Source organism: Natrinema sp. LJW11, from assembly GCF_056135975.1.
This window is the reverse complement of record NZ_JBWBDM010000003.1, coordinates 289,760-315,491: the sequence shown is the minus strand read 5'-3', so window position 1 is coordinate 315,491 and position 25,732 is coordinate 289,760. Positions and strand designations below refer to the sequence as shown.

General features: G+C 66.6%; 26 protein-coding genes and 3 pseudogenes. 15 read left to right on the top strand and 14 right to left on the bottom strand.

From position 1 onward, the window contains the following. Positions 1–23 precede the first annotated feature (23 nt). A complete protein-coding gene (locus AC0QDI_RS10535; RefSeq protein WP_474667888.1) occupies positions 24–833 on the bottom strand; it encodes an alpha/beta fold hydrolase in 810 nt (269 codons plus the stop codon). Positions 834–1,035: 202 nt separating this feature from the next. Here AC0QDI_RS10535 and AC0QDI_RS10530 point away from each other — a divergent pair, with 202 nt between their 5' ends. Together AC0QDI_RS10530 and AC0QDI_RS10525 are read left to right on the top strand one after the other, a co-directional pair. Next, positions 1,036–1,722 (top strand): helix-turn-helix domain-containing protein, encoded by a 687-nt coding sequence (locus AC0QDI_RS10530; RefSeq protein WP_474667886.1) that lies wholly within the window; start codon positions 1,036–1,038, stop codon positions 1,720–1,722. A gap of 79 nt (positions 1,723–1,801) precedes the next feature. Beyond that, complete coding sequence (locus AC0QDI_RS10525; RefSeq protein WP_474667884.1) at positions 1,802–2,803, top strand: AIR synthase family protein; 1,002 nt, start codon at positions 1,802–1,804, stop codon at positions 2,801–2,803. On the opposite strand, the gene AC0QDI_RS10520 is transcribed toward AC0QDI_RS10525, so the two are convergent. The 3 genes from AC0QDI_RS10520 to AC0QDI_RS10510 form a co-directional block, all read right to left on the bottom strand. Next, a complete protein-coding gene (locus AC0QDI_RS10520; RefSeq protein ID WP_474667882.1) occupies positions 2,767–3,933 on the bottom strand; it encodes an NAD-binding protein in 1,167 nt (388 codons plus the stop codon). The genes AC0QDI_RS10525 and AC0QDI_RS10520 overlap by 37 nt on opposite strands. A 397-nt stretch (positions 3,934–4,330) precedes the next feature. Then, positions 4,331–5,500 carry a zinc-dependent alcohol dehydrogenase gene (locus AC0QDI_RS10515; protein ID WP_474667880.1) on the bottom strand — a complete coding sequence of 390 codons (1,170 nt, stop codon included), beginning with the start codon at positions 5,498–5,500 and terminating at the stop codon, positions 4,331–4,333. Between the two features lie 157 nt (positions 5,501–5,657). Further along, positions 5,658–6,500, bottom strand: a complete 843-nt coding sequence (locus AC0QDI_RS10510; RefSeq protein ID WP_474667878.1) for a phosphatase PAP2 family protein — start codon at positions 6,498–6,500, stop codon at positions 5,658–5,660. Between the two features lie 185 nt (positions 6,501–6,685). On the opposite strand from AC0QDI_RS10510, the gene AC0QDI_RS10505 reads away from it, so the two are divergent. Next, positions 6,686–7,381: a bacterio-opsin activator domain-containing protein gene (locus AC0QDI_RS10505; RefSeq protein ID WP_474667876.1), complete on the top strand. Its 696-nt coding sequence runs from the start codon at positions 6,686–6,688 to the stop codon at positions 7,379–7,381. A gap of 87 nt (positions 7,382–7,468) precedes the next feature. Here AC0QDI_RS10505 and AC0QDI_RS10500 read toward each other — a convergent pair whose 3' ends face one another. Together AC0QDI_RS10500 and AC0QDI_RS10495 are read right to left on the bottom strand one after the other, a co-directional pair. Then, a complete protein-coding gene (locus AC0QDI_RS10500; protein ID WP_474667874.1) occupies positions 7,469–7,783 on the bottom strand; it encodes a HalOD1 output domain-containing protein in 315 nt (104 codons plus the stop codon). A gap of 142 nt (positions 7,784–7,925) precedes the next feature. Further along, positions 7,926–10,673: an AAA domain-containing protein gene (locus tag AC0QDI_RS10495; protein ID WP_474667872.1), complete on the bottom strand. Its 2,748-nt coding sequence runs from the start codon at positions 10,671–10,673 to the stop codon at positions 7,926–7,928. Positions 10,674–10,919: 246 nt separating this feature from the next. On the opposite strand from AC0QDI_RS10495, the gene AC0QDI_RS10490 reads away from it, so the two are divergent. Continuing rightward, positions 10,920–11,498, top strand: coding sequence for an SPW repeat domain-containing protein (locus tag AC0QDI_RS10490; protein ID WP_474667870.1), 579 nt, complete (start codon positions 10,920–10,922; stop codon positions 11,496–11,498). Here the strand turns inward: AC0QDI_RS10490 and AC0QDI_RS10485 are convergent. Then, the gene (locus AC0QDI_RS10485) at positions 11,495–11,755 is read right to left on the bottom strand and encodes a hypothetical protein (RefSeq protein ID WP_474667868.1); all 261 of its coding nucleotides are present in this window, start codon (positions 11,753–11,755) and stop codon (positions 11,495–11,497) included. The genes AC0QDI_RS10490 and AC0QDI_RS10485 overlap by 4 nt on opposite strands. 146 nt (positions 11,756–11,901) lie before the next feature. Between AC0QDI_RS10485 and AC0QDI_RS10480 the strand changes: the two genes are divergently transcribed. The 3 genes from AC0QDI_RS10480 (at position 11,902) to AC0QDI_RS10470 (ending at position 13,166) form a co-directional block, all read left to right on the top strand. Then, a complete protein-coding gene (locus tag AC0QDI_RS10480; protein WP_474667866.1) occupies positions 11,902–12,453 on the top strand; it encodes a hypothetical protein in 552 nt (183 codons plus the stop codon). Positions 12,454–12,543: 90 nt separating this feature from the next. After that, a complete protein-coding gene (locus AC0QDI_RS10475) occupies positions 12,544–12,951 on the top strand; it encodes a nuclear transport factor 2 family protein (RefSeq protein WP_474667864.1) in 408 nt (135 codons plus the stop codon). Continuing rightward, on the top strand, positions 12,948–13,166 hold the full coding sequence (locus tag AC0QDI_RS10470) for a hypothetical protein (RefSeq protein ID WP_474667862.1): 219 nt from the start codon (positions 12,948–12,950) through the stop codon (positions 13,164–13,166). The genes AC0QDI_RS10475 and AC0QDI_RS10470 overlap by 4 nt, the downstream gene beginning before the upstream one ends. Positions 13,167–13,392: 226 nt before the next feature. Here the strand turns inward: AC0QDI_RS10470 and AC0QDI_RS10465 are convergent, their stop codons facing one another. Together AC0QDI_RS10465 and AC0QDI_RS10460 are read right to left on the bottom strand one after the other, a co-directional pair. Then, the gene (locus AC0QDI_RS10465) at positions 13,393–14,349 is read right to left on the bottom strand and encodes a zinc-dependent metalloprotease (RefSeq protein WP_474667860.1); all 957 of its coding nucleotides are present in this window, start codon (positions 14,347–14,349) and stop codon (positions 13,393–13,395) included. Between the two features lie 127 nt (positions 14,350–14,476). Beyond that, entirely contained in the window at positions 14,477–14,785 is a 309-nt protein-coding gene (locus AC0QDI_RS10460; RefSeq protein WP_474667858.1) for a hypothetical protein, read from the bottom strand. A 238-nt stretch (positions 14,786–15,023) separates the two neighbouring features. Between AC0QDI_RS10460 and AC0QDI_RS10455 the strand changes: the two genes are divergently transcribed. The 6 genes from AC0QDI_RS10455 (at position 15,024) to AC0QDI_RS10430 (ending at position 18,908) form a co-directional block, all read left to right on the top strand. Continuing rightward, entirely contained in the window at positions 15,024–15,251 is a 228-nt protein-coding gene (locus tag AC0QDI_RS10455; protein ID WP_474667856.1) for an LSM domain-containing protein, read from the top strand. Further along, the gene (locus AC0QDI_RS10450; protein WP_006186041.1) at positions 15,248–15,424 is read left to right on the top strand and encodes a 50S ribosomal protein L37e; all 177 of its coding nucleotides are present in this window, start codon (positions 15,248–15,250) and stop codon (positions 15,422–15,424) included. The genes AC0QDI_RS10455 and AC0QDI_RS10450 overlap by 4 nt, the downstream gene beginning before the upstream one ends. Positions 15,425–15,624: 200 nt before the next feature. Beyond that, complete coding sequence (locus tag AC0QDI_RS10445; protein ID WP_474667854.1) at positions 15,625–16,815, top strand: threonine synthase; 1,191 nt, start codon at positions 15,625–15,627, stop codon at positions 16,813–16,815. A 243-nt stretch (positions 16,816–17,058) separates the two neighbouring features. Beyond that, complete coding sequence (locus AC0QDI_RS10440; protein ID WP_374061980.1) at positions 17,059–17,232, top strand: hypothetical protein; 174 nt, start codon at positions 17,059–17,061, stop codon at positions 17,230–17,232. Positions 17,233–17,465: 233 nt separating this feature from the next. After that, positions 17,466–18,167 carry a phosphoglycerol geranylgeranyltransferase gene (locus AC0QDI_RS10435; protein WP_474667852.1) on the top strand — a complete coding sequence of 234 codons (702 nt, stop codon included), beginning with the start codon at positions 17,466–17,468 and terminating at the stop codon, positions 18,165–18,167. An 87-nt stretch (positions 18,168–18,254) separates the two neighbouring features. After that, positions 18,255–18,908, top strand: coding sequence for a helix-turn-helix domain-containing protein (locus AC0QDI_RS10430; protein WP_474667850.1), 654 nt, complete (start codon positions 18,255–18,257; stop codon positions 18,906–18,908). Positions 18,909–18,935: 27 nt separating this feature from the next. On the opposite strand, the gene AC0QDI_RS10425 is transcribed toward AC0QDI_RS10430, so the two are convergent. Continuing rightward, positions 18,936–19,745, bottom strand: a complete 810-nt coding sequence (locus tag AC0QDI_RS10425; RefSeq protein WP_474667848.1) for an SIR2 family NAD-dependent protein deacylase — start codon at positions 19,743–19,745, stop codon at positions 18,936–18,938. Positions 19,746–19,915: 170 nt separating this feature from the next. Between AC0QDI_RS10425 and AC0QDI_RS10420 the strand changes: the two are divergent. Continuing rightward, positions 19,916–20,595, top strand: a pseudogene (locus tag AC0QDI_RS10420) (class I SAM-dependent methyltransferase). Between the two features lie 153 nt (positions 20,596–20,748). Next, positions 20,749–22,053, top strand: a complete 1,305-nt coding sequence (aspS, locus tag AC0QDI_RS10415) for an aspartate--tRNA(Asn) ligase (protein WP_474667846.1) — start codon at positions 20,749–20,751, stop codon at positions 22,051–22,053. A 367-nt stretch (positions 22,054–22,420) separates the two neighbouring features. On the opposite strand, the gene AC0QDI_RS10410 is transcribed toward aspS, so the two are convergent. The 4 genes and pseudogenes from AC0QDI_RS10410 to AC0QDI_RS10395 form a co-directional block, all read right to left on the bottom strand. Next, positions 22,421–23,311: an esterase/lipase family protein gene (locus AC0QDI_RS10410; protein ID WP_474667844.1), complete on the bottom strand. Its 891-nt coding sequence runs from the start codon at positions 23,309–23,311 to the stop codon at positions 22,421–22,423. A 412-nt stretch (positions 23,312–23,723) separates the two neighbouring features. Next, the gene (locus AC0QDI_RS10405) at positions 23,724–24,152 is read right to left on the bottom strand and encodes an RICIN domain-containing protein (RefSeq protein WP_474668349.1); all 429 of its coding nucleotides are present in this window, start codon (positions 24,150–24,152) and stop codon (positions 23,724–23,726) included. Positions 24,153–24,170: 18 nt separating this feature from the next. Then, positions 24,171–24,986: pseudogene (locus AC0QDI_RS10400) on the bottom strand (alpha/beta hydrolase); the annotation flags it as partial. A 322-nt stretch (positions 24,987–25,308) separates the two neighbouring features. Beyond that, positions 25,309–25,551, bottom strand: a pseudogene (locus AC0QDI_RS10395) (alpha/beta hydrolase); the annotation flags it as partial. Positions 25,552–25,732 lie beyond the last annotated feature (181 nt).

The following is a 25,732-nucleotide window of genomic DNA, read 5'->3' as shown; positions in this document are numbered from 1 at the left end:
AATCACTCCCGAAACCGCGTTGGTTACGGGATCGCTATCGAGTTCGCACGAAGGAAGGCGTCGACTTCTTCCGAGATCAGTTCCGGTGCTTCAGTCGGGCCGCCGTGGCTGACACCGTCGAATTCGACGAGGCGGCTGTGCGGAACCGCTTCGTGGGTGGCGCGGGAGCTTTGGCGAAGGAAATCGGGTCCGTCGGTACCAGTCAACACGAGCACGGGGGCGGTAACCTCGAGTTCGGGAGGAAGCCGGTACTGCTCGACGGCGCGGTTCATCCGGACGACCGTTTCGGCGAGCTCCACGCACTCCGGCCAGATCGGCCACTCCGCTAACCACGACTCGAGGTCAGCAGTCCCGTCCGGGTGGAGGACGTGCTCGATATACCGCTTCACCGCCTCGCGCCGCTCACCTGCCTCGATGAGCCGCTGCATTCGGTCCGCGAGATCGGCTTCGGCTCGGTAGTCGTCGGGAAGGATCGCCGGTTCGTACGCGATGACGGCCCGCACCGTGACAGCTGTCGCGGCTTCGATCGCGGTGAGTGCGCCGAATGAGTGACCGAACAGAATCGGGTCGCCGTCGACGGCGTCGACGAGCGTTCGCACGTACTCGATTTCGCGATTCAGCACGTCGTCGGCACCGGTCTCGGCCGGCTCATCGAGGCAGGTCCCGAACCCCGGTCGTTGCGGGACGACCGTAGTGAATCCGTCGAGGGACGGAATGATTGGGTCCCAATATTCCGCGGGAGCCATTCCGCCGTGAAGCAGAATCAGCGGCGGGCCACGACCGCGGCGTTCGGACGTGACCTCGATGCCGGCTTCGGACTGTGTGGTCAGCATGCATTACCACGTCTGGGACAAACCGGGCTAAGCCGTTCCCTCAGTGATGGGGGTGTTTATATGGAGGACCCGGACCGAATCGGTTCGCGCCGGGCCGACGCTGAAGGCAGGTAGCGGCGATCGTCGCTCCGGACGGACGGGGCGGCGCGGTTCAGCGAGCGTTTTCGACACGACCATTAGCACAGGTGAAAAACGACAGCGTATGGGGCTCGTCGCGGAGTTCGATATCCGGTGTGAGGCCCTGCCACTCGTCGAGATCGCGAGGGCGGTGCCCGAGGCGACGATCCTACTCGAGCTACAGTTCAATCACGGTGGCCGGCCGCTATTTCTGACCACTGTCACGGGCGGTTCACGGACGACAGTTGAGACGGCGCTTGCCGACGCCGTCGACGTCGAAACGTGGACGCTGATCGGAGAGGCCGGCTCGACGCGGCGCTATCAGGCGGTACCGGCACTCAGTTTAGCGGAACAGCTCGGCGATCACCTCGAGGATCTCGCCGGACTCGAGGCGCTCGCCGGCGTCGAAGCCGCTATCGAACGAATCGAAGTGAACGCGCACGGATGGCGGCAGTCGGGGTGGTTTGCCGATCGAGCAGCGTTCGACGAATTCTCGTCGTTCTGGCAACGGAACGCCGGGTTTCGGTTGCATCGTCTCACTCGCGATGGCGCGTCCGAACCGCCCGGTGACGGACTCTCCGACGGGCAACGAGAGGCGCTCAGAACGGCCTACGAGATGGGTTATTTCGAGATCCCACGACAGACGTCACTGCAAACGATCGCGGCGGAGTTGGACGTCTCCGCATCCTCGGTATCGGAACGGCTTCGTCGCGCTCACGGGCAGCTCATCGAGGAAACGGTCGCGACGACGTGGCCGCCTCTTCCCGACTGAGTGACTGACTCGGGTCTCCCGACCCTCGAGCGACCGCTTCTCCGACAGCTACAAACGGCACATCGTCCCAGTAGGAGGTATGCCCGGCAAGGTGAGCCCGGACGACCTGCTGACCCACGTCTTCGAGCGGACGGGGGCGGCCGAGGCCGACGAGACGATAGTACAGGGCCCCGCGGACGGCGAGGACGCCGCCGCGATCGACTGGCCCGACGGCGAGGGCACGCTCGTCGTCAGCTCCGATCCGATCTCCCTGGCCGCCGCCGAGGTGGGCACCCTCGGCGTCGCCGTCGCTACCAACGACGTCGCCGTCTCGGGGGCGGACCCGCGCTGGCTGACGGCCGTCGTGTTGTTGCCAGCCGGGGCCGACGGCTCGCTCCTCGAGCGGATCTCTCGCGACCTCGACGCCGCCGCGCGGGCGGTCGGCGCGTCGATCGTCGGCGGCCACTCCGAGTACGTCGACCAACTCGAGCGCCCCATCCTCTCCCTGACGGCGATGGGGACGACCGAGCGGTTCGTCCCGACCGGCGGCGCGGAGCCCGGCGACGCCGTCGTCCTCACCAAGGCGGCGGGGATCGAGGGAACGGCGATCCTCGCGGCCGACTTCGGCGACGAACTCGCGGTCGATTCCGAGACCCGCGAGCGCGCCGAGGGGTTCCTCGGAGAGATCAGCGTCGTTCCCGAGGCTCGGATCGTCCGCGAGGACGCGACGTCGATGCACGACCCCACCGAGGGCGGGGTCGCGGCCGGCCTGCTCGAGGTGGCCCGCGCCTCGAACGTCCGACTCGAGGTCGACCGTGATGCGGTCCCGATTCGAGAGGAGACCGCGGCGCTGTGCGAGGCGGCCGGCGTCGACCCGCTGCGGATCTTCGGCTCCGGCGCGCTGGTCGCGACCGTCCCCGCGGACGCGCTGGACGACTGTCTCGAGGAGCTCGCGGACGCGGGAGTCGAGGCCGCCGAGATCGGGACCGTCACGGAACTCGAGGGCGGCGAACCCGAACTTCTTCTCGACGGCGAGTCGATCACCGACCCGATCGAGGACGACCTCTATCCGCTCTGGGAGGCCGCCGACACGGACGACTGACTCGCACCCTCGTCGGTCCCGAACAGCGCGTCGACGGTCGCCTCGATCAGCACCGTTTCGGGGTCGACCACGACGTCCGCCTCGGTTCGTTCGTCGGACTCGATTTCACTCCTCCTCGCGAGGGCCACGATTCTGGCGTCCGTACGCGACCGAGCCGCGGCGATCACCGCGTCCGCGTCTCGCAGGGCGGCGGTACAGACGAGGACCGCATCGCACGTATCGAGGCCGGCCCGCTCGAGCGTGCCGTCGGTCGTCGGGTCACCGACGATCGCGTCGACGCCGTCCGAACGCCGTGACTCCTCCTCGCTCGTCACGACCGCGACCGACGCGCGGGATGCGAGGGCGTCGACGATCGGTGCCATCGTCTCGCCGGCCCCGATAACGACGATTTCCGCGCCGGTTCCCGGCCCGTGTCCGGCCGCGGCAGCGTCGGAACCGAGATGCGCCGTCGCCTCGCGACCGGTTCGGGCGAGGTGGGTATCGAGCGCGGGTCCGAACAGGCTACCGACCGTGGCGGCCAGGGTCGCCGGCCCGAGGACGACCAACGAGATGGCGAACAGCCGCGCCCCTTCGGTACTCGCGTGGACGTCGCCGTAGCCGACCGTGCTCGCGGTCACGGCGGTAAAGTAGACCGCGTCGACGACGGTCGTGACCCCGTCGAACCCGGTTCTGAGCGCGTACGCCCCGGCGGTTCCGTAACAGAGCACGCCGACGATAGACAGGAGCGCACCGATCTGCGTCGCGTCGAGCGTACTCGAGCGGGTGAACCGGCCGCTCGTGGCGACGAGGACGACGAGTCCGCCGACCGAGAGGACGACGAGCGGGACGGACACTGCTCGGAACTGGACGATACCGTGTGCACCGGACACGACGACGAGGAGGACGGCTGTGACGTACGCTAGCCGGTACCCTCGACGCATTCCCCAGGCGGTGACGAGCAGGGCGAAGCCGACGATGGTCCCGCTGAACTCCGCGACGGCCTGGAGATCGCCGAGCGTGCCGCCGGTCTCGAGGGCCGGCCGAGTGAGAATCGCGCCGACGCCGGTCGCGATCGACGTGAGCGCGATTGCGGCGACGATCCAGACAGCGACGTGACCACCGGGTCGACGCGAGTGAAGCGCCTCGAACATAGTGATTCCACACCGACGGCGGCGGTAAACCCCCGGTCGAGTCCGCCGCACGACGGGGCGCGCGAAGGTCGGACTGTGCGATCTCTTGGCACGGACTTATTGGCGGGGATTTCGTCCTAGAGTCACGGCGAAGATCACATACGAGGGCCCCGACGAAACGGCCTCGGAGGAGGTGGACGCCGATCACATCACCGACTCGGGAACGGGCCAGGGCGTTCGGGTTCGACTCGAGGACGAGAGTTTCATCCACCTCCCCTATACCCGACTGTACTGGATCCGGATGAGCGAGGACGAGGGGCGAGTGGACTACTCGCCGGCGGAGAGGGCTGTGGCCGTCCGCCGGTCGGCCGGACCGGCGCCGGCGTCGCGGCGCGACGAGGCCGCACTCACATTCGTTTCAGGGCGTCATCACCACCTTGATGCAGTCGTCTTCTTTGTTGTTGAACGTCTCGTACATCTCCGGGCCGTCCTCGAGGCCGACCTGATGACTGATGACGAACGAGGGGTCGATATCGCCGTCCTCGATCTTCTCGAGCAGCGGATTCAAATAGCGCTGAACGTGGGTCTGGCCGGTCTTGATCGTCAGCGCCTTGTTCATCACCGAGCCGAAGGGAAGGTTGTCCGAGCGGCCGAGGTAGACGCCGGGAACCGAGAGCGTGCCGCCCTTCCGACAGCACTTGATCGCCTGCCGGAGGACGTGCGGGCGGTCGTCCTCGAGGTGTGCCTCCTGTTTGACCCGATCGGCGAGACCCGTGACGCCCGTGCCGTGGGCCTCCGTCCCGACCGCGTCGATGCACCGGTCCGGGCCGCGATTGCCGGTCATCGACAGCAGCCGATCGTAGACGTCGTCCTCCTCGAAGTGGATGATCTCCGCGTCGCCGTGGTCTCTGGCCATCTCGAGTCGTTCCGGAATTCGGTCGATGGCGATCACCCGGTCGGCGCCGAGCATCCACGCGCTCTGGATGGCGAACTGGCCGACGGGCCCGCAGCCCCAGACCGCGACCGTGTCGTTCTCCTCGATCTCGGCGTTTTCGGCGGCCATGTATCCCGTGGGGAAGATATCGGAGAGGAAGAGCACCTGCTCGTCGGGCAGGTCGGAGTCGATCGTGATCGGCCCCACGTCGGCGTAGGGGACCCGCAGGTACTCCGCCTGTCCGCCGGCGTAGCCGCCCAACATGTGCGAGAAGCCGAGCAAGCCGGCCGGCGAGTGGCCCATCACCTCGCTCGCCACCTCGGCGTTCGGGTTCGAGTTGTCACAGAGGGAGTAGAGGTCGTGGTCGCAGAACCAACACGAGCCGCAGCTGATCGTGAAGGGAACGACGACGCGGTCGCCCTCCTCGAGGGTCTCGACCCCGCTGCCGACCTCGATCACCTCGCCCATCGGCTCGTGGCCGAGCACGTCACCCTCCCGCATCCCGGGCATGTAGCCGTTGTAGAGGTGGAGGTCGGAGCCGCAGATAGCGGTCGCCGTGACCTCGATGATCGCGTCCGTCGGATTGACGATCTCGGGTTCGGGAACGTCGTCGATACGGACGTCCCGTTCGCCGTGCCAGGTGAGCGCCCTCATCGGTTCGCCCTCCGTTCCTCGAGTCGATTCGACTCGGCCGGCGCGCGCTCGTTACTGCCGCTCATTATCAAATCCGGTCGTAATCCACATCCAAGGCGGCACTAAACGTGGTCCCTGCGTCTGCAACCGTCGCCGTGGCCGGTCGGCGGTCGCGCTCTTACGCCCGCCGCGACTCGAGCGCGCCGACCTCGAGTCGGCCGACGGCGGCCGGAGCGAGAAGGATCCCGGCGAGGAGCATCGCGTAGAGGACGACGAGCAGGGGTGCGACCGTCGCGACGACGGGTTCGACGCCCGTGACGAGGACCACGAATCCGCCGCCGAGACCGGTGAGGACGACGCCCTCGAGTCGGGATCGCAGCGCCGGCAGGGCCTCGAGTCGCCGCGTGGCGAACAGCCCGCCGATCGAGCCCCCGAGTCCGAGCAGCGCGTCCGTCGTTCCCACGACCGCAGCGGCGGGAACGGCGAGGACGAGCGCGATGGCAAATCCGACCGTCGGATCACCGCGCGTGAGGCGGTTCATGACCGCGATGAAGACGATCCCGAGGACCGCGCCGACGATCACGTCGCCGAGGTAGTGAACGCCGAGGGCGACCCGCGACAGCGAGACGGCGACGATCAGCACGCCGGCGCCGATGACTGCCCGCCGGTCTCCCAGTCGGTCGTACGTCGAGACGAGGCCGCCGTAGACGACCGCCGCCGCGAAGGCGTGCCCGCTCGGAAAGCCGTACCCCTCGCGCTCTCCCTCGAGCGGGACCAATACGGCGTCCGCCGGCGGTCGCGGGAGCGCGAAGACGGCCTTGAGCGAGAGCAAGAGCGCCAGGCCGGCGACCGCGTAACTGATCACGAGTGCGCTTCGGCGGCGGTCGACACACCAGAACAGCACGGCGAGCAAGAACATAAGCAGCGTCGTCCCGCCGAGTTCCGTGATGAACACGACGACCTCCGCGTATTCGCTCGGCGCGGCATCACGGACGACTGCGCTTTGCTCCCTGAGTCGCATCTCGGTTTCCACGTGATCCGTCCGAAATGTAAACGTTCGTTTTGACGCGCCGCTCTCGTCGAGACGCGAAGCGGGTCGGCCGATCACCGCAATCGGATTTATTGCGGGCTGCCAGCGACGGTCTTTTCCAGAAAACGTTTGCCAGATAGCGCCATTACGGGAGATACTGCGGTTTCAATTCCCCCATGACAGAAATCCAGCGAGACGAGCGATCGGCTTCGGTGCGGGAGCTCGAGTTCGTGATCGACGAGTCGTCGTATCCGTTCGTCTCCGCGTCGGAACGAGTCGACTGTCGGATCGAACTCGCGGAGATGCTTCCGCGCGGCGACGGCGAGTACGCCGAGTTTTTCACGGTCACGGACGGTGATCCGTCGGCGGTCGTCGAACTCGCTAGGACTCACGAGAGCGTCGAGAGTCGACTTCTCAGCGGCGATGAAAACGACGCGCTCCTCGAATTTCTCGTTTCCGAGGGGTGTCCCGCGGTGATCCTCGCCGAACTCGGAGCGCTCCCGCAGGAGGTTCGAGCCGACGGCGGCACCGGCCGAATCGTCGCCGAAGTCCCGCGGCGGTACGATGCGGTGTCGATCACGGACGCGTTTCTCGATCGGGTGCCGGAGGCGGCGTTCGTCGCGAAGCGTGAAACGGCGGAACTCACGGCTCCGTTCAGTCGAACGGGGTTCCGGCAGGAATTTTGCTCGAGGCTCACGGATCGACAGTGCGAAGTGCTCGAGGCGGCGTTCGATGCCGGCTACTACGATTGGCCCCGCGAGTGCTCGGGCGAATCGGTCGCGACCGAACTCGGGATCTCGTCGCCGACGTTCTCCGAGCACATTCACGCCGCCGAGCGCAAACTCCTGACGATGGTGTTCGAGGCGTCGTAACCCGGAACCGAGACGGAACGAGACCGATCCCCGTCGCGTGGCCTCGACGGTCGCGTCGGTCCGCTCGATGGTCGTGCCGGTTCCGTCTCACTCGCACGGAGCCACGACGATGCGGCCGTCCGCGCGGACGGTGACGGCACAGTCCTCGTAGCGAAACGAGAGCCGTATCGGTCGCGTTCGGGCTCCCGCTCGAGTGAGGAGTCGATTCGTAGCCTCCGGATCGACGACTTCGTAGAGCGGTCGCATCTCCGTCGGTTTCGTCCCCGTTACTGCAGCGACCGCCCGAACGATCGACAGCGACGGGTCGTCGTTCGCGGTCCAGTCGTATCGCGCGGTAACCGATCCCCGTTCGGGACCTTCCACTGACGAGTCCGCAGCCGAAGTCGTGTCCTTCCCTGTCATAGAGTTCACCAACGCGACGTGTTTTCCTCGACACGGGCAACCGGTTTAGCTTGCGTCCCTACAACTCGAGGGCTGCGTTTCGACCGACGGAGCGGCGACCGCGCGGCCCGCGAGTCAGTGCTTCTCACCGGTTGCGAGTTCGTCACCGCCGCGCCCACTCGAGCATCCGCTCGTAGACCGGGTCGGACGCGAGCGCGCTCGCGTCGCCGACCAGTACCAGCGCGCGCTTGGGCCGGGTCAGGGCGACGTTGATCCGCCGGTAGTCCTCGAAGATCGGTCCCTCGAGCGAGCCGGTCGCGGTGAAGGAGACGATGATGACCTCTTGACTCGAGCCCTGAAAGCGGTCGACGGTGTCGACGGCCACGTCGTCGGGGACGTGCTTGGAGATCTCCGAGACCTGCGCACGGAACGGGGCGATGACGCCGATGTCGGTTCGCTCGAGGCCAGCGGCCTCGTACGTCTCGATCAGGGCCGCGATCCGCGCGGCCTCCTCGCTGTCGGTGTACTGGCTCCGGTCGCCCTCGACGTCGACGAACGAGACCGGATCCCGCAGCGTTTCGGGCAGTCCATCGCGGGAGACGCCCTCGAGGTCGTCCAGGTTCCGGCCCGCGACTTCGGGCGTCGCGGGTCGAAGCTGACCGTCGTAGAACTCGGTCGAGGCGAAGACCTGAATGCGCTGGTTCATCCGGTACTGCTGGGTCAACATGACGCCGGCCTCGGGATGGAGATCGACCAGTCGCTCGAACAGCGACTCGGTGAGGTCGTTTTCGGCCCGAACGACCGGGGGAAGCTGTTCGTGGTCGCCGACCAGCACGAACCGATCGGCCAGATTGATCGCCGCGCAGGTTCCCGGTTCGGTGAGCTGTGCGGCCTCGTCGACCAGCGCGACGTCGAAGGCCTGCTCTTTCATGATCCGCGAGCCGCAGGTCGACGTCGTCGCCGCCACCACTTGCGCGTTCTGGAGTTTCGCGACGCGGTCCTCGGGCTCTCCCGAGCGCTCGAGGCGGTAGGGCTCCATGTCGTCGCGGATCCCGCTCTCGGAGCCGACCCGAACCACGCGATCCTCGTCGATCACGTCCTCGAGTTGCTCGAGCAGGGCCTCGAGCGCGTTGTCCACCGCGCGGTTCGTGAAGGCCGATAGCAGGACGCGCTCGCCGCGTTCGACCATCGCGCGGATGGCGCGGGCGATGGTGTAGGTCTTCCCGGTCCCCGGCGGCCCGTGGATCAGCGCACAGTCCGTCGCGCCGACCGCCTTCGTCACGGCCTCGTTCTGGCGTTCGTTGTTGTCGATGAACGTTTCGTCGATGGCTTCGAATTCGGGCTCCGCTCTCCCGAACAGGATGTCCTTGCGCCGCTCGTCGCCCTTGAGGAGCGCGTCGTGCATCGCGACGAGCAGCCGGTCGGTCGTCAGTTCGGAGGGGTAGACGTCGAGCCGCGTCACCTCGACCGGCTCGTCCGCCGTGAGCACGACCTCGTCGTCCAGTCGTTTGACCCACGCTAACTCCGAATCGCCGCGAACCGGGTGGCCGTCGCTCGCCAGCACCAGATCGCCCTCGCGGAGCTTCGAGGTCGCGCCGCCGGTCCGCTCGGCCCGCAGTTCCCAGCGCCCTTCCTCGAGCGGCCGCTTCTCGACGAACTCGAGCTCGATCAGCGCGCGGTCGTCGTCGGCCCGCTCCTCGGCCGTCTGTTCCCAGAGCTTGGCGTACTCGCGGTGGACCTCGCGGCGTTCTTCCTCGATCGCGCGGTAGAATCGGTCGAAATACTCGAGTTCTTCCTCGGGCAGCGACTGGCCGATCTGGCCGGCTTTGGATTCCTGATCGAGGCGGCCCGAGACGACCATGCAGGTGTCCTGTTCGAAGCAGTACTCGCACTTCGCGTCGGCCTCGTAGCCGGTCGGAATATCGCCGGACATCTCCTTCGCCGCGATCTCGTTGCGCAGGCGAACGACGTACTTCAGGAGGCCGTCGCCCATCGTGAACTCCTTCGCGGGCGTGAGATCGCCGGTCTCCTCGTTGCGATCCAGCGCCGAGTTCTTCGTGTAGAGCAAGGTTCCGATGTCGACGTCGCCGCCGTGTTCCTCGAGCAAGAGCGCGTAGCAAGCCGCCTGCACCTTGTCCTTGAACCGCGGCTCCTTCTTGAGATTCTTGCCCGTCTTGAGTTCGACCGGGGCCCCGCGGCGGACGGCGTCGGCGCGCCCGCGGATGCCGAACGTCTCGCTGATGAGCAACTGTTCCGAGCGCCAGCTATCTTCGTCTGTCAGCCGGCCCTGCTCGAGCCAGCCCTCGATCGCTTTCGCGTTCTCTCTGATCTCCTCGGTGACGGCCTCGGGCGTTTCGCCGAGCAGGCCGAGCTGGAGCCCCCGTTCCTCGACGCGGGCCTCGATCGACTCCTCGAGGTCGCGCCCGCGGAGCAGGTCGCCGAAGACCTCGTGGACGAGCGTCCCCTTCACGACGGGGTAGTTCAGCGGCACCCCGGAGAGCTTGTTCAGGTAATACAGCCGGGGACACTGGACCCAGTTGCGGATCGACGTCACGCTCACGAGGAAGGAGGGCTCGACGACGACGTAGGAGTCGCCTGTCGTCGCGTACTGCGTCTCGCCGTCGTACTCCTCTTCTTTCGCGTTCGTGACGAGTAGTTCCATCCCCGGCTCGAGCAGTTCGGCCGATTCGGTCCACTTGTTCCAGAGAGTCACCGTCGTGGTTTCGCGACCGTCGGGGACGGTCACCGTCCCGCCGTCGCCTCGAGGGCTCGGCGTCTCGTCGTCGGTCGCCTCGCCGTTCGACGCGTCCTCGGCCGGCCGGAGCGGCACCTCCGCGAGATCGCTCTCGCCGTAGCTCGTGGACACCGACCGCACGTCGACCTCGCCCGCGACGGTTCCGCGTACGTGCACACTGATCCATCAGGGTCGAGCGATCAAAAACGCTATCGGTCGACCGAGCGCGCTCGGCCCCCACTTCGATCCCTCGACCACTCTCTCGATTTCTCGACCCGTCGATCTCACGCGGCGGTAAGTCGATGTTACCGCCGTTCCCACTGGGACTCGAGTCCGTCTTCGATATCAATCGGATAGTGACGGGAAGGGAACGGCTGGAACGGACGGGTCGTTTTTGAGAGCGGGACGCGAACGCCCGCTGCCATGACTGACCCCAACGGCGACGATCGTCGGACGAGCGGCGAGTCCGACACCGAGACCGACGCGGGGGCCGGAACCGGCGACGGGCCGACCAACCGCGCGGAAGCGGCGTCCGCCGATATCGACTCCGGCACCGGCGTCGGAGACGGGGAGCACTCCGCCGGGCGGGACCCGCGCGACGAGTCGACGCAGGTCGCGAACGAGGAGCGGCGGCGAAAGACGTCGGTACTCAGCCTGCTCGTCGCCGTCCTCGGTGCGTGGGTCGCGCTGTCGGTGCTCGTCTTCGAGACCGCTGCGGCACCGCTGTGGAACGACGTGCTGGTCGGGCTCGTGGTCGCCATCGCTGCGGGGTACAACTACTACCGACTGACGAACGACATTCCGCTCAGCACCGCCGTCGCGTCCCTTATCGCCGTCCTCGGGATCTGGCTGATCGTCTCGGCCGCGCTGCTCGAGATGAGCGGCGGCCTGTTCTGGAGCACGCTCGCCGCCGGACTCCTGATCGCCGGACTGGCGGGGTACAACGCGTACGAGGCCCGCGAGGCGCGATCGGTCACGGCCGAGTCCGGGGCGAGGATCTAGAGTCTCGCCCGATCCGGACCGTACTCGGCCTCGAGCCGGCGGATGCGGTGTTCGGCGGCGTGGTGCCCCATCGCGACGACGGAGAAGCCGACCATGACGACGGCGAACGCGATCGAGACGGCCGGCGAGACGCCGTTGACGTAACTATTCCATAACTGACCCAGCGACAGCGCCAGCGGTGCGAGCGTCAACAACGCGCTCTTCGCCGGCGTCGCGCGAAACAGTTCGACGAACGAGAGTGAGTGGCGGCCGGACATGGGGAAACCGTCGGTTACCGCTATCTTCGGGGGACCGATGGTATTCTTTTTGGTTCGGATCGGCCGGTAGCGGCCCCGATAGTCTCTCTGCGGCGTCTTTCGGTGGAACCGATACGTTCATTCTGCCGGCGATCCTCCCGCATAGTATGCGGATTCGCGAGTGGCAGGACGTACTCGAGGACGTCACCGAACGGAACGTCGATTCGGAGGACTGGCGCGCCGTCGCCGGTGACCGCGCCGGCGGCGTCGGTGAGGACATGTACCTCGCGCATCCACGGGCCGGCGTCTTCTTCCTGAAGACGTACGCGAAGAATCCCTTCGAGGTTCGCGGCGTCGGCACGCGGGTCGCCCGGAACCTCGACGACGAGATCGGATCGTTCCTCCCCGAGCGGGATTCGGGCGGGCGCTTCGCAGTGCAATCCCCGCCAGAAGACGAGGAGCAAGCCGAAACCGTCGGGAAGCGCCTCGAGACCGTCCTCGAGACGCACGCGGACGCGCCGACCCGGCCCCAGGACCTCTTCGACGACGTGATGGAGGCCATGGAGAGCCCCGCGTTCGGACCGATGGCGTACGACCAGTACGACCGACCCGACGAACTCGAGGATCTCGCCGACCGGTTCGACGAGGCCGACGAGTTGCTGAACAGCGAACTCGAGGACCTGATCGAGACCGACGAGGTCGATCGGGGTTTCATGTGAGCTAGCGGTCCGCGGTATTCGGGGCCGCGTTCGTCGCCGCCTGCGCCTGCGTCCGGTGACTCTTTGGGATCGGGCTTCGACGGTAGTGCTATGTCACCGAGCGTGAGCGCAGAGGCCGTCGTTCGCGAGTACTACGACGCACTCCGCGAGGGCGATCCCCTCGCTCCGTATTTCGCCGACGACGAGCGGACCGTCAAGTTCGGGATCAGCGAGTCCCTGTTCGGCGGGAGCGAGATCGCCGCGGCCCTCGAGGAGCAGACGGAGACGACCGACGAGTGGACGGTCGAGAGCCGCGATCTCGTCGTCGACGAACGGGACGGGTTCGCGACGGTCGCCGACGAGGTGACGATGGCCTGGACGAAGACGACGACCGGCGAACGGTTCCGGTTCGACAGCCGCTGGAGCGGGACGCTGGTCGAACGGGCTTCGGACGACGACTCGAGCGCGAGCGACTGGCGGTTCGCCGTGATGCACGTCAGCGCACCCCGCGAGCTGTGAGTCGCGGTCCGGGGCGGGGCTCGTCGCGCTCGAGCGACCTGCCGGACGGCGGCGATCAGCTCAAAGCCGTTTTCGTGCTGCTAGTCGGGCTCTCCGGCGGCCTGGTCGCCATCCAGAGCGGCGCCTCGTTGCCGGTGGTCGGCGCGGCGATACTCGGCGGTATCGTCGCCGGCGGCGCGTTGCTCTGGTACGTGATTTGGATAACGACCGACTGAACCACGCTGCCGGGTCCACGTGCGGTGGCGCGCGCTGTACCGTGATGAGCGAAAAGCGAATCACGGAACGAAGTCGTGCGAGGGATGAGCGAACGGTAGTGAGCGAATCGGCTGGGGAGGGCGTGGCGATTCCTGCTGCCGCGATAGCAGGACGCTCGGCTTCGGCGCTGCTATAATCCCGTACCACCAGCAAAATAACGATTTCTCCCTCGAGAACCGATCGACCCTAGCGATCGACGCGCTGGATCCACGTCCCCGGCGCGTCGAGCTCGTCGTGGCTCGGGAGGTTCTCGGGCTGCTCCCAGACGAGACTCGCCGTCTCGAGGTCGCGGACGGCGAGGACGTGCTCGAAGAAGTTCTTACCGCGCTCGTACTGACGTTCCTTGAGGCCCAGCCCGAGCAGACGACGGAAGAGCTTCTGCAGGGGACCTCGCCCCTGCCGCCGTTCGTCCAGCTTTCGCCGCAGGTCCTCGTACTCCTCGTCGAACGCGTGGTCCATCAGGAGTTCGGCGTAGCCCTCGACGACGGTCATCGCGGCGTCCAGATCGCGGAACGCGTCCCGGTCGAACGATCCCTCCGAGAGCGTCGCGATCCCGTCTTCCATGCGGGCCTCAAGGTGGTCGGAGAGCCACGGCGCGGCCCCGAACTCGGCGGCGTGGGTCACCTCGTGGAAGGCGATCCAGCGGCGGAACCGGTCGGCGTCGACGTCGAGCTTCGCGGCGGCGTTGAGGATGTTCGGTCGAACGAAGTACAGCGCGTGGTCGTCCGCGGGGGCGTCGGCGAGCAGGAGCGGGTCGTACTGACCGAGGACGTTCCGTCCGAGGAAGGAGAGCAGGACGGTCATCGTCCCCGTGTTGATCGTCCGGGCGACGCCGGGGAACGCGCCGGTGTGGGTCTCGAGGGTCTGCATTACCCGCTCGAAGGTGGCGACGTTCGCGTCGATCCAGTGGTGGCGGTTCTGGATCTCGACGGTCTCGGGCACGTCGAACTCGACGCCGGAAACCGACCGCACGGCGGCCCGCGCGTCCCGGACGTCGCGAGCGTACGCCTCGCGCTCGCCGGGCTCGAGCTCGAGCGAGCCCGGATCGGTCGCCGCCTTGGCGGCGTCGGCGGCAGACCGCCAGTCGATCGCGTCGTCACCGGACGCCCCGGCGACGGCCCGGGCGCTACGATAGAGATTCACGACTCCGGCTAGGACGAGGACGCGCAAAAGCGTTCGGCTCGGTTCGAGTCGGTGCGAAGACCCGACGCCGTCTGCCAGCTACCGACCGATAGCGGACTCGTCGACGGCGAGCCGCGAACGTCGGCGGTCAGTTGACGATGACGTCGGGTTCCGCTTCGGTCTCGAGGTCCGATTCCTCGTCGCCGCCGCGGAACTTTTTGGCGGCGACGGCGATGCCGACCAGGACGACGAGCGCGACGAGCGCGCCGGCGGCGCTCTTTCCTTTGCCGCCCGACTCGTCTCCCGCGGCCGCGCCCTCGTCGGTCTCCGTCTCGGGGGCCGACTCCGCTGTCGATTCGGTGCTGCCGATCGGCAACGCCTCGCCGATCGATCCGAGTCCGAACTGTGCTTCGCCGTCGAAGTGCAACTCTACGAGGGTGAATTTCTTGTCTCCCATGGGCGGACGGTCAACGAGTGCGCACTTAGCCGTTTGGTTAGGTATACGGTACTGTGATGTGAGTGCTCGGGACGGTATTCGCCGATTCGTCAAACGCGGCCGCTTCTCCCTCGAAACCGCGGAACGAAATCGGTGCGCCGTGCGTTCGTTTCCCGCGACGTACGGTAACGTCGTTCGCCCGGGCCACGTCGGACTCCGGACCGGTACGATTAAGTGTCCGTCACCAGCGGTGTTGCGTATGAGTGGACGACCGCTGGACGTCCTCGAGGCGTCGCTCGGCGAACGCGTGACGGTACGACTCAAGAGTGGTGACGAGTATCTCGGCGAGCTCGCCGGCTACGATCAGCACATGAATCTGGTGCTCGAGGACGTGACGATCCCCGTCGACGGCGGGGTCGAAACGGAGCCGCCGGCCGAAGACACAACCATTATACGCGGCGATAACGTCGTTTCGATCACTCCATGACTGGTGCAGGAACCCCGAGCCAAGGAAAGAAGAACAAGACGACGCACACGAAGTGTCGTCGCTGCGGAGAGAAATCGTATCATACCAAGAAGAAAGAGTGCTCGTCGTGTGGCTTCGGCAAATCCGCCAAGCGCCGCGGATACGAGTGGCAGTCGAAAACCGGCGACAACTGATCTCTCGCTTCTCCCCCTCGTTTTTCGTCGTTTGCGCTGCATCCGACTGAGCCCTCGGTAACTGCGCGCGTACCGCTCTCGCGTTCGGCAGCCTCGCTCTCGACAGTCTCGCTCACAACTATCGATCACGACGTTCCCCGTACCGGCCGGGCCGCGCCGCCGATGAACAGCCCTTAGTTCGACGCCGCGAAGGATCGTCTATGAAGACGACAGCCGCCTTCGCCGGCCTCGAGTGCGTCGACTGCGGGGCCGCCGTCGACGCTTCCGAGTCCCATCGCTGCCCGGATTGTGGCGGCGCGCTCGAGCCGACCTACGACTACGATGCGATCGAACTCGATCGCGAGACGCTCGCCACCCGCCCGTTCGACTCGCAGTGGCGCTACGCCGAACTGCTCCCGTTCGCTCGCGAGTCGGCGGTGACGACCGCGGAGGGTGCGACGCCGCTGGTCGACTGTCCCGATCTGGCCGCCGAGCTCGGGGTCGAGCGCGTGCTGATCAAAGATGACGGCCGAAATCCGACCGGCTCGAGCACGGATCGCGGCGCGTCGGTGGCCGTCACCGCGGCCGTCCACCACGGCGCGAGCGACGTCGCGCTCCCCTCGACGGGCAACGGCGGGCAGGCCGTCGCGGCCTACGCGGGCCGGGCGGGGCTCGACTCGCACGCGTATCTCCCGTCCCGATCCGGCTTCACGAACAAGGCGATGGTCAACGTCCACGGCGGCGACATGAACGTCGTCGGCGGTCGGTTCGGCGACGCCGCCGGCGCGTTCGAGGAGGCGCTCGCCGAACACGACGACTGGTACTCCCTCCGATCGTTCGACACGCCCTACCGCCACGAGGGCGCGAAGACGCTGTTCTACGAGATCGCGGAACAGCTCGAGTGGGACGTTCCCGACGCGATCTGTTATCCCACGGGAGCCGGCACCGGGCTCGTGGGACTCGCCAAAGCGGCACGCGAGTTCCGGACGCTGGGACTGACGGACGACCTGCCGGCCCTCTACGCCGCCCAGGCGTCCGGCTGCGCGCCGATCGTCGAGGCGTTCGACGACGGTCGCGACGAACACGACCCGGTCGAGCACCCCGACACGATCTGTGGCGAACTCGAGATTCCGGATCCCGCGGCGAGTCCGCGAGTCCTCGAGGCGATCCGCGAGAGCGGCGGTGGCGCGGTCGCGACCGAGGACCCGGACGTTCTCGAGGCCGCCGTCAGGGTAGCCCAGACGACGGGACTCGAACTCATTCCGAGCGCGGCGGCGGCCGCGAGCGGCGCGTGGGAGCTCGCGGAACGCGGCGCGTTCGACGGCGACGAGACCGTCGTCATCGTCAACACGGGATCGGGTAACAAGGAGGCCGACGTGTTGCGCAGTCACCTGATGAGTCAGGGTGTCTAGCACCGATCCGGTTTGCACCGCGATCGGCTCTCCGGTCCGTCACTGCAGTCGGTCACCGATCCGTCGCGGCGCACGCCGCCGAGTTTCCCGGTCGTAGTGATCGGTTTAGAGCCCGCTCAGCACCCGGTGCTACCGCTGAGTAGAGCTGATCGAACCGGTAGCAGGGGACCGGGCCGGCAAAAAAGCCGAACTCTTTCACCGACAAGGTCTTGCCTGCGAGGGGAGTAGTCGGACCGAGTACCAATGTGTGAACATTCACCAGAGTGTTCGAACGGGGACACGTGCCAGCTCGTCCTCGAGAACGGGGAGACCGGTCTCGAGACCGCCGAATACTACTGCAAGGCACACCTCGTACTGCGAATCTGGGAAGTCGAGAACGACAGCTCGATGCGGGCCGTCAGCGCCGAGCAACTGTGAGGACGGCAACTCGAGCCGAGTGAACGGCGCGCTCGCAGCCGCCTCGAGATCACCGACGCGCCGTCGCGCGCCACGATCCGATCGTCCGCGGCCGGAGTGGGATCGACCGCGACCGGCCTCGTCGTGTGGTGCTCGAGCGTCTCGGCGCGTCGAATCCGGATCCGAAATCTGGGGGAACCTCGAGACGGGGTCGTTCCGTAGCGCTTTTGCTGGTTGTCGGGAAACGACGCGGTATGACTACCCCCTGGGACGACTGGAACCATATTCTCAAGCTCGATCCGGACAAGGAGCTTCCGGACGGCGTGACCTACGGCGATCTCTGTGCGACCGGGACCGACGCGATCGAAGTCGGCGGCACCATGGGAATCACCGAGGAGAACATGAGCGCGGTTATCGAGGCCTGCGCCGAACACGACGTCGCGCTCTACCAGGAGCCGTCGAACCCCGAGGTCGTCCTCGAGGACGACGCGCTGGACGGCTACCTCATCCCGACCGTCTTCAACGCCGGCTCGCCGTTCTGGATCACCGAGGCGCACAAAGAGTGGGTCCGACTCGAGGGAGATCTCGACTGGGACCGGACGACGACGGAGGCCTACGTCGTGATGAACCCCGAGGCCGACGTCGCGGAGCTGACGGAGGCCGATTGCGATCTCGGCGCCGACGACGTCGCCGCCTACGCGACGGTCGCGGAACACATGTTCGGCCAGGAGATCGTCTACGTCGAGTACTCCGGCATGCTCGGCGACGAAGGCGTCGTCGAAGCCGCCGCCGAGGCCACCGACGAGTCGACGCTGTTCTACGGCGGCGGCATCCACGACTACGATTCCGCGTACTCGATGGCCCGGTACGCCGACGTGATCGTCGTCGGCGACCTCGCACACGACGAGGGCATCGAGGCGGTTCGGGAAACCGTCGCTGCGGCGAACGACGCGTAGCTGCGACCGTTGGTCCCGTCACTGCGGCGGTCGGCCCCGTCAACGTGGGCCTCAACTGTTTTGTCTCTCCGTGGCACACGACTCTGCATGAGCCTCCTCGCCGCGTTCGAGGCGTCGTCGCCGGCGCTCCTCCTCGGGCCGACGCTCGAGGCCTTGCCGTCGGTCGACGTCGAACTCGAGCGCCAGTACGCCCTCGACCCCGACCGCCCCATCGCGTTCTGTCGGGTTCACTGTCGCGACCGCGACGGACTCGACCGCGCGCTCGCGGCCGACGCCACGATCGACGAGTTCGAGCGGATCGGCGGTGCCGGCGGCGAGAGCCGATACCGGTTGCAACGGAGCGAGACGGACGTCATCGGCGCGTATCGCGCGTGGGTCGACGCCGGCGGCGAGCTGCTCGAGTGTCTCGGCTCGGACGGGCGCTGGGAGATCGAGATGCGCTTTCCCGATCGGGACTCGTTCGGTCGCTATCACGATTTTCTCTCGAACGAGGGCGTCTCTCTCGAGTTACAGCGCCTCGCCGCCGACGACCGTCAGCGCCGGGGCCGCGGCCGCGGATCCGAGCTGACCGACGCCCAGCGGGAGGCGCTCGTGCTGGCCCACGAGCACGGATTCTTCGAGGTACCCCGCGAGACGGGCCTGTCCGAGATCGCCGCCCGGCTCGGCATCTCGAATCAGGCCGTCAGCGAACGGCTGCGGCGCGGCCAGGCGCAGTTGATCGATCAGCGGCTCGTCGAGTGAGGCCGCGCCGGGACGCGGGAACGATCCTCAGTCCGCGACCAGGTCCCGCAGCCGGGGGAGCGCCGCCGTCACGTCCTCGCGGAGCACCGCGTCGGCGATATCGTCACAGGGCGTCGATTCGAGGTTGACGATCCCCACCGTCGCACCGGTCGAGGCGGCTGTTCGGGGGAGCGAGGCGGCGGGTTCGACGACCAGCGAGGAGCCGATCGCGAGGAAGACGTCGCTCTCGCGGGCGAGCGACCGCGCGCGCTGAATGACCGCCCCCGGAAGCTGCTCGCCGAAGAGGACGACGTCGGGTTTGAAGACGCCGCCACAGTCGCAGGTCGGCGGGAGTTCGCCGTTCGCGGCGCGCTCGAAGATCGGATCGCCGTCCCTGCGTTTCTCACAGTCCGTACAGCGGACTCGCTGTGAGTTGCCGTGTAACTCGAGGATCGTCGGCTCGCCGGCGGCCGTCACGCCGGGATCGCCGTCCGCGTCGGCGGCGTCCCCGTCACCGATCGCCGCGGCCGCGTCGCCGTGGAGCCCGTCCGTGTTCTGGGTGAGGATCGCTTCGAGGTCGCCGTCTCGCCCCATCTCGGCCAGCGCCTCGTGGGCCGCGTTCGGCTCGTACTCCCCGTCGAACATCGCTCGCTGGAGTTCGACGCGGTCCCGCCAGAACCCCTCGGGATCGCGCTGAAACCGGCCGTAGGCGAACTGTCCCTCGTCGAACCGGTCCCAGACGCCGTCGTCGCCCCGGAACGTCGGGACGCCGGAGGGGGCCGAGATCCCCGCGCCGGTGAAGGCGACGACCGCGTCCGCGCTTCGGACGTCGTCGGCGAGTCGCTCGAGGTCGTCCATACGGCCGAAATCGTGCCGGGCCGACAAAACGGTTCGTCTGGCGCCGTTGCACGCCGCGCTGCGGACGAATATCCGCTTCGAACGGCCGCTCACCACCGAGACGACCGTCGCGACCCCCACGCTTTTGTCGAATCTAGCGGAAGGTCGGTACAGATGAGGCGACCGCCTGCATGACGCGACCGGATCGGAACGAGACGGCCGTCAAGGAACTCGTCCGACGGCACTGGAACGGGTGCGCGACGACGTTCGATGACGCGAGCCAGCACGGTATCCACAGCGAGGAGCAACACCAGGAGTGGCTGTCGGTCCTGCGCGAGTGGACCGGCGACGAACCGTTGCGGGTGCTCGATATCGGGTGTGGGACGGGGGTCATCTCGCTGCTGCTGGCGGCCCTGAACCACCGCGTCACCGGCGTCGACTTTGCACCGGCGATGCTCGAGCGCGCCCGGACGAAAACCCGACGGACGGACCGATCGGCCGACTTCTACCGCGGTGACGCGGAGGCCCTCGCGGTTCCCGACGACGCCGTCGAACTGATTACGGCTCGCCACCTCATCTGGACGCTGCCGAACCCCGAGACGGCGATCGAGGATGGCGGCGGGTCGTCGAACCGGGTGGGCGGATTCTCGTGATCGAGGGCTACTGGGCCCACGACGAACCGTGGGACGAGTACGAACGGATCCACGACGACCTGCCGATGTACCACGGGCGACCGCCCGAGGAGCTGCGTGCGGTCTTCGAACGACACGGTCTCCGAGACGTCGAGTACGAACCGCTCGTCGATCCGGTGCTGTGGGGGCGAGAGCCACACCACGAGTATTACGTTCTGGCCGGCACGGTTTCCCGGTGAGTCGGGCGAGACGGAGCCCCGTCGATCGAACCGTCCCCGCGCTGTGCGGACCGCTGTCGGTGCCAAACGCAGCGTCGACTGCGGGGTTCGACGGACCCGCGACTCTCGGTGCGAACGACTGCGCTTAAGTTCCGCCTGCGTGAATCGGGTGGTATGCAGGACAGAACCTACACTGCCGACGCCGAGCCGGGCGACGACGCGACGGTCGCCGGCTGGGTCCACGAGATCCGCGATCTCGGGGGCATCGCCTTTCTGATTCTCCGGGACACAACCGGCAAGATCCAGATCAAGTTCGAGAAAGACGAGATGGACGAGGACTTGGTCGAGACGGGACTGGGCGTCTCCCGCGAGAGCGTCATCGAAGTCTCCGGTGCGGTCGAGGAGGAACCGCGCGCGCCGACGGGCGTCGAGGTCACGCCGGAGTCCGTCGAGGTCGTCGCGCCCGCCGACCCCGAACTCCCCCTCGACCCCTCGGAGAAGGTCGACGCCGACCTCTCGACGCGACTCGACAACCGCACCCTCGACCTTCGCAAGGACGAGGTCCAGACGGTCTTCGAGATTCGTTCGGACGTGCTGCGTGCAGTCCGTGACCAATTCCGCGACTACGACTGTACGGAGATCAACACGCCGAAGATCGTCGCGACGGGGACCGAGGGCGGGACGGAACTGTTCCCGATCACCTACTTCGGCGAGGAGGCCTTCATGAACCAGTCGCCACAGCTGTTCAAGCAGCTGGTCGCGGGCTCGAACGTCGAGCGGGTCTTCGAGATCGGCCCGATCTTCCGCGCGGAGGAACACAACACGCCGCGTCACCTCAACGAGGCCACCTCGATCGACTTCGAGGGGGCGTTCTGTGACCACACCGACGCCATGGACGTCGCCGAGGGCATCGTCAAAGCCGCCTACGAGTCCGTTCAGGAGAACTTCGGCGACCAGCTCGAGGAACTCGACCTCGCCGAGGAGTTCGAAGTCCCCGAGGGCGACTTCCCTCGCATCAGTTACGAGGACGCCATCGAGCGCATCAACGCCACGGGCGAACTCGACGAGCAACTCGTCTGGGGCGACGACCTCTCGACGCCGGCCGAGGAAGCGCTCGGGCAAGACGTCGGCGGTCACTACTTCATCACCGACTGGCCCAGCGAGATCAAGCCGTTCTACATCAAGGATCACGACGACGATCCCCAGCTGTCGACCGGCTTCGATCTGATGCACCCGCGCATGGAACTGGTCTCGGGCGGCCAGCGCGAACACCGCCACGAGAAGCTCATCGAGGGCTTCGAACAGCAGGGACTCGACCCCGACCAGTTCGAGTACTACACCAAGATGTTCAAGTACGGCATGCCCCCTCACGCCGGCTTCGGCCTCGGCGGCGAGCGTCTGATCATGACGATCCTCGGACTGGATAACATCCGAGAAGCTGTTCTCTTCCCGCGAGACCGGCAGCGGCTGAGCCCCTAGGGCTCGCCGCGGCCCGTCGAGTGGGGGCTCGCGGGATCTTTGATCCCGCGTTGTTCCCGCGTGATCGCCAACGTCTGAGTCCGTAGGACGAAGACGCTGAGAGCCACAGAGCACGTCGGATTCTCGAGTCCGCCTCGGGCGGAGACCCCCTCTTGGACAGGTTTCACGAATGTGGTCTTGGCAGTCCGTGACCGACAAATAGCGTGTCGCCCGGGCACTCGAGGCGTCTTTCGATACCGTTTCTGACACGAAACTGGGTACCGTACCGGGGTTCCGAAGGGACGCGTTGGCGAAGAAAAACGGCTCGGACGACTCTCACTGGGTTCGGATCGCTACTGGGGCGGGTGGATGGGATCGGCCGCGAGTACTAGCCCCACCAGCTGCCGTCGTCGCTATCGCCGCCATCGCCGCCATCGCCGCCACCGCCGCTGGTACAGGAGCCGGCGTTGATGGCCGCGGCGAGGTCCGAACCGACAGTATCGTCGCCCATATACTCGAGGTGGCCGCCGACGCTGGCGGTGACGTCGATGTCGGTGTAGTTCGATGCGGGGTCACAGCCCGCACCCTCAGTTCCGAGGGCGGTATCGCCGAGACCGCCGTAAGCCGAGCCGACGGTCGAGTCGTTCTCGGAGTGATAGTTGCGAACCTCGCAGGCGTTGCTGAGGCCGGGGTTCCACGGATCGCCACAGATCTCGGAGCCGTCCGCGGCCGCGCCGAGTCCGGCGACGGTCTCGATCTCGTAGCCGCTACTGAGCTTCGTCGCGGTCCAGTAGACGCAGCGGCCGCCAAGCGAGTGACCGACGAGGCGGATGTTCCCGCCGCCGGCGTCGTAGAACTCCTCGATGAGGCCGGCGACGACCTCGCCGACGTCCTCGGTGTCGCCCTCGGCACCGGCGAAGTTGAGCGTGGTACCCGGCCACTCGATCGCGACGGTTTCGTCGGGCGTATAGCCGCCGGACTCGAGGGAGTCTTGCACGTTTTCGGTCTGACTCTCGACGGTGGAGTCGCCGAACCAGCCGTGGATGAAGACGAGGACTTCGTCCGCGACGGGGATGCTGCCGTCGGCGCTCCAGCCGAGGAGGCCGTCGTCGACTCCGATCACGGTGGGACCGCCGAACTGTGCGGATGCGGATCCGGACGCCGCGGCCAGCCCCGCTCCGCCGGCGATGGTCGTTCCGGTGGCCTTCAGGAGCGTTCGTCGGTCGGTCGTCGATTCGTCGGTCGTCTTCTCCTCGGCGGGTCGGTCGGTGTCTGTCATACGACACCCACCCATTTGGAAGCGCGATGGTTGGGTTTAATTCCTCTATACGAAGTACGTTTAACACCACTCAGGTAAACAATTAATAAATAGTAATTGGTATACCAACCATTTTTCCTGCGATCGTTCACACTGGAGCGGGTCGTTGGAGCGGTCAGAACAGCGACTCGAGCACGGCTGTAACCGAATCGCTATCGGATGGCGCTCCCGTTTTGGCGGGAGTATCGGTACCGATCAGAGAGTCGCAATGCGGGACTGAAAGAGATGACCGAGTCGAGAAGTACGAACCGACCGATTGGTTCCGCTACTTTCCCTCAGTGTTCGACGGGAGTCGCCCGGTGGCGCTAACGACTTCCGCGTGTTCTCCCATCCGATCGCGAGTTCAGAGAGCGCGTCGGGTACGGTCGGTAGCTCAGAGCTGCTCGAGGGACCAGCGCTGCCAGGCCCCACCGCTCGAGGACCACTGGACGACGTTTGCGCCGTCGGACGTGCTCGCTTCGTAGACTTCCGCGACCTTGCCGCTGTTGGCGTTCTCGAGGCTGTAGGTGCCGTCGCCGTTGTCGAGGACGATCCAGTCCTGGGTCGCGTTGCCGGTGTCGGCGTACTGCTGGACGTTGTCGCCGTCGCTCGTGCCGGCGTTGGCGACTTCGAGCAGCTTCCCGCTGTTGGCGTTCGTGAACGTGTAGGTACCGTCCCCGTTGGCGCTCACTTCCCACTCCTGGGTCGCGTTGCCGGTGTCGGCGTACTGCTGAACGTTCGCGCCGTCGCTCGTGCTCGCGTTGGCGACCTCGAGCAGCTTCCCGCTGTTGGCGTTGGTCAGCCGGTAGGTGCCTTCGGCGATCTCCGTGCCCGACCCGGTACCGCTGCCACAACCGGCGTTGATGGCCGTGGCGAGATCGGAACCAACCATCGGGTCGCCGAGGTACTCGAGGTGACCGCCGACGCTGGAGGTCACGTCGACGTCGGTGTAGTTCGGTGCGGGGTCGCAGCCGGCCCCTTCCGTCCCGAGGGCGGTGTCGCCGAGGCCGCCGTACGCGCTGCCGACGGTCGAGTCGTTCTGGGAGTAATAGTTGCGGACCTCGCAGGCGCTGCTGAGCCCGGGGTTCCACGGGTTACCACAGATCTCCGAGCCGTCCGCAGCGGCGCCGAGTCCCGCGACGGTCTCGATCTCGTAGCCGCTCGAAAGTTTCGTCGCGGTCCAGTAGACACAGCGACCGCCCAGCGAGTGGCCGACCAGCCGGATGTTTCCGCCGCCGTTGTCGTAGAACTCCTCGACGAGACCGGCGACGACGTTGCCGACGTTTTCGGTGTCGGCCTCGGCGCCAGCGAAGTTGAGCGTGCTACCCGGCCACTCGATAGCGACGGTCGAATCGGGTGAATAGCCGCCGGAATCGAGCGAATTCAGCACGTCGGTAGCCTGACTCTCGACGGTGGAGTCACCGAACCAGCCGTGGATGAAGACGAGTAGTTCGTCGGTGACCGGGAGGCTGCCGTCGGCGCTCCAGCCGAGGAGGCCGTCGTCGACTCCGATCACGGTGGGGCCGCCGACCTGGGCGGACGCCGAGTTGGAGGCGGCGGCGAGTCCCGCGCCGCCGACGATCGTGGTGCCGGCGGTCTTCAGGAGGGTTCGTCGATCGGCCGTCTGCGGTTCGTCGGGGGTGTCGTTGTCTGTCATGCGACGACCGCTCATTTAGGTACTATCTGGTTGGATTTTATCCCGTTATTCTGAGTATATTTAACACCCCTCGGAGAAAATGTTATGGATAGACAATTGTTCTGGCGACATTTCCGGCCGCTGTCGCTCTTCGAGTGCGGAACGTCCGCCCCACCGGTCGGATCCGCCGGTCTCCGTACACGAACTGGACGCTCATACTGACGGCTGCTCGTCGACGACGTACCGAAAGAACGTGGGGTGTCGGAGACGGACGGTTGCGTCGGTGCGCCCTGAAAGTGATGCGATCGACCGGGAAGGAGGAGTCGAACTAGCCGCCATCGTCGCCGCCGTAGGCCCCGTCGACCGTCGAGTCGTTCTCGGAGTGGTAGTTCCGAACCTCGCAGGCGTTGCTGAGGCCGGGATTCCACGGGTCGCCACAGATCTCCGACCCGTCCGCGGCGGCCTCGAGGCCGGCGACGGTCTCGATCTCGGAGCCGCTGCTACGCGTGGTCGCGGTCCGGTAGACGCAGCTGCCGCCCACCGAGTGGCCGACGAGTCGCACGCTCTCGCCGCCGAGGCTATAATAGAACTGACAGTCACTCCACACCTGATCGCACGACTGTTGTGCGATCGGTGTGTAGATAGTTTCAGTTGCTACTAGAAGTGAGTCCCGTGGGATTCCGAGACGTCTCGAGGGTCGGACCGACAGTCATGAGTCCGGTGCCCCAGCCATCGATCGGAGTACCTGCCACCTATCGACGCCCTCG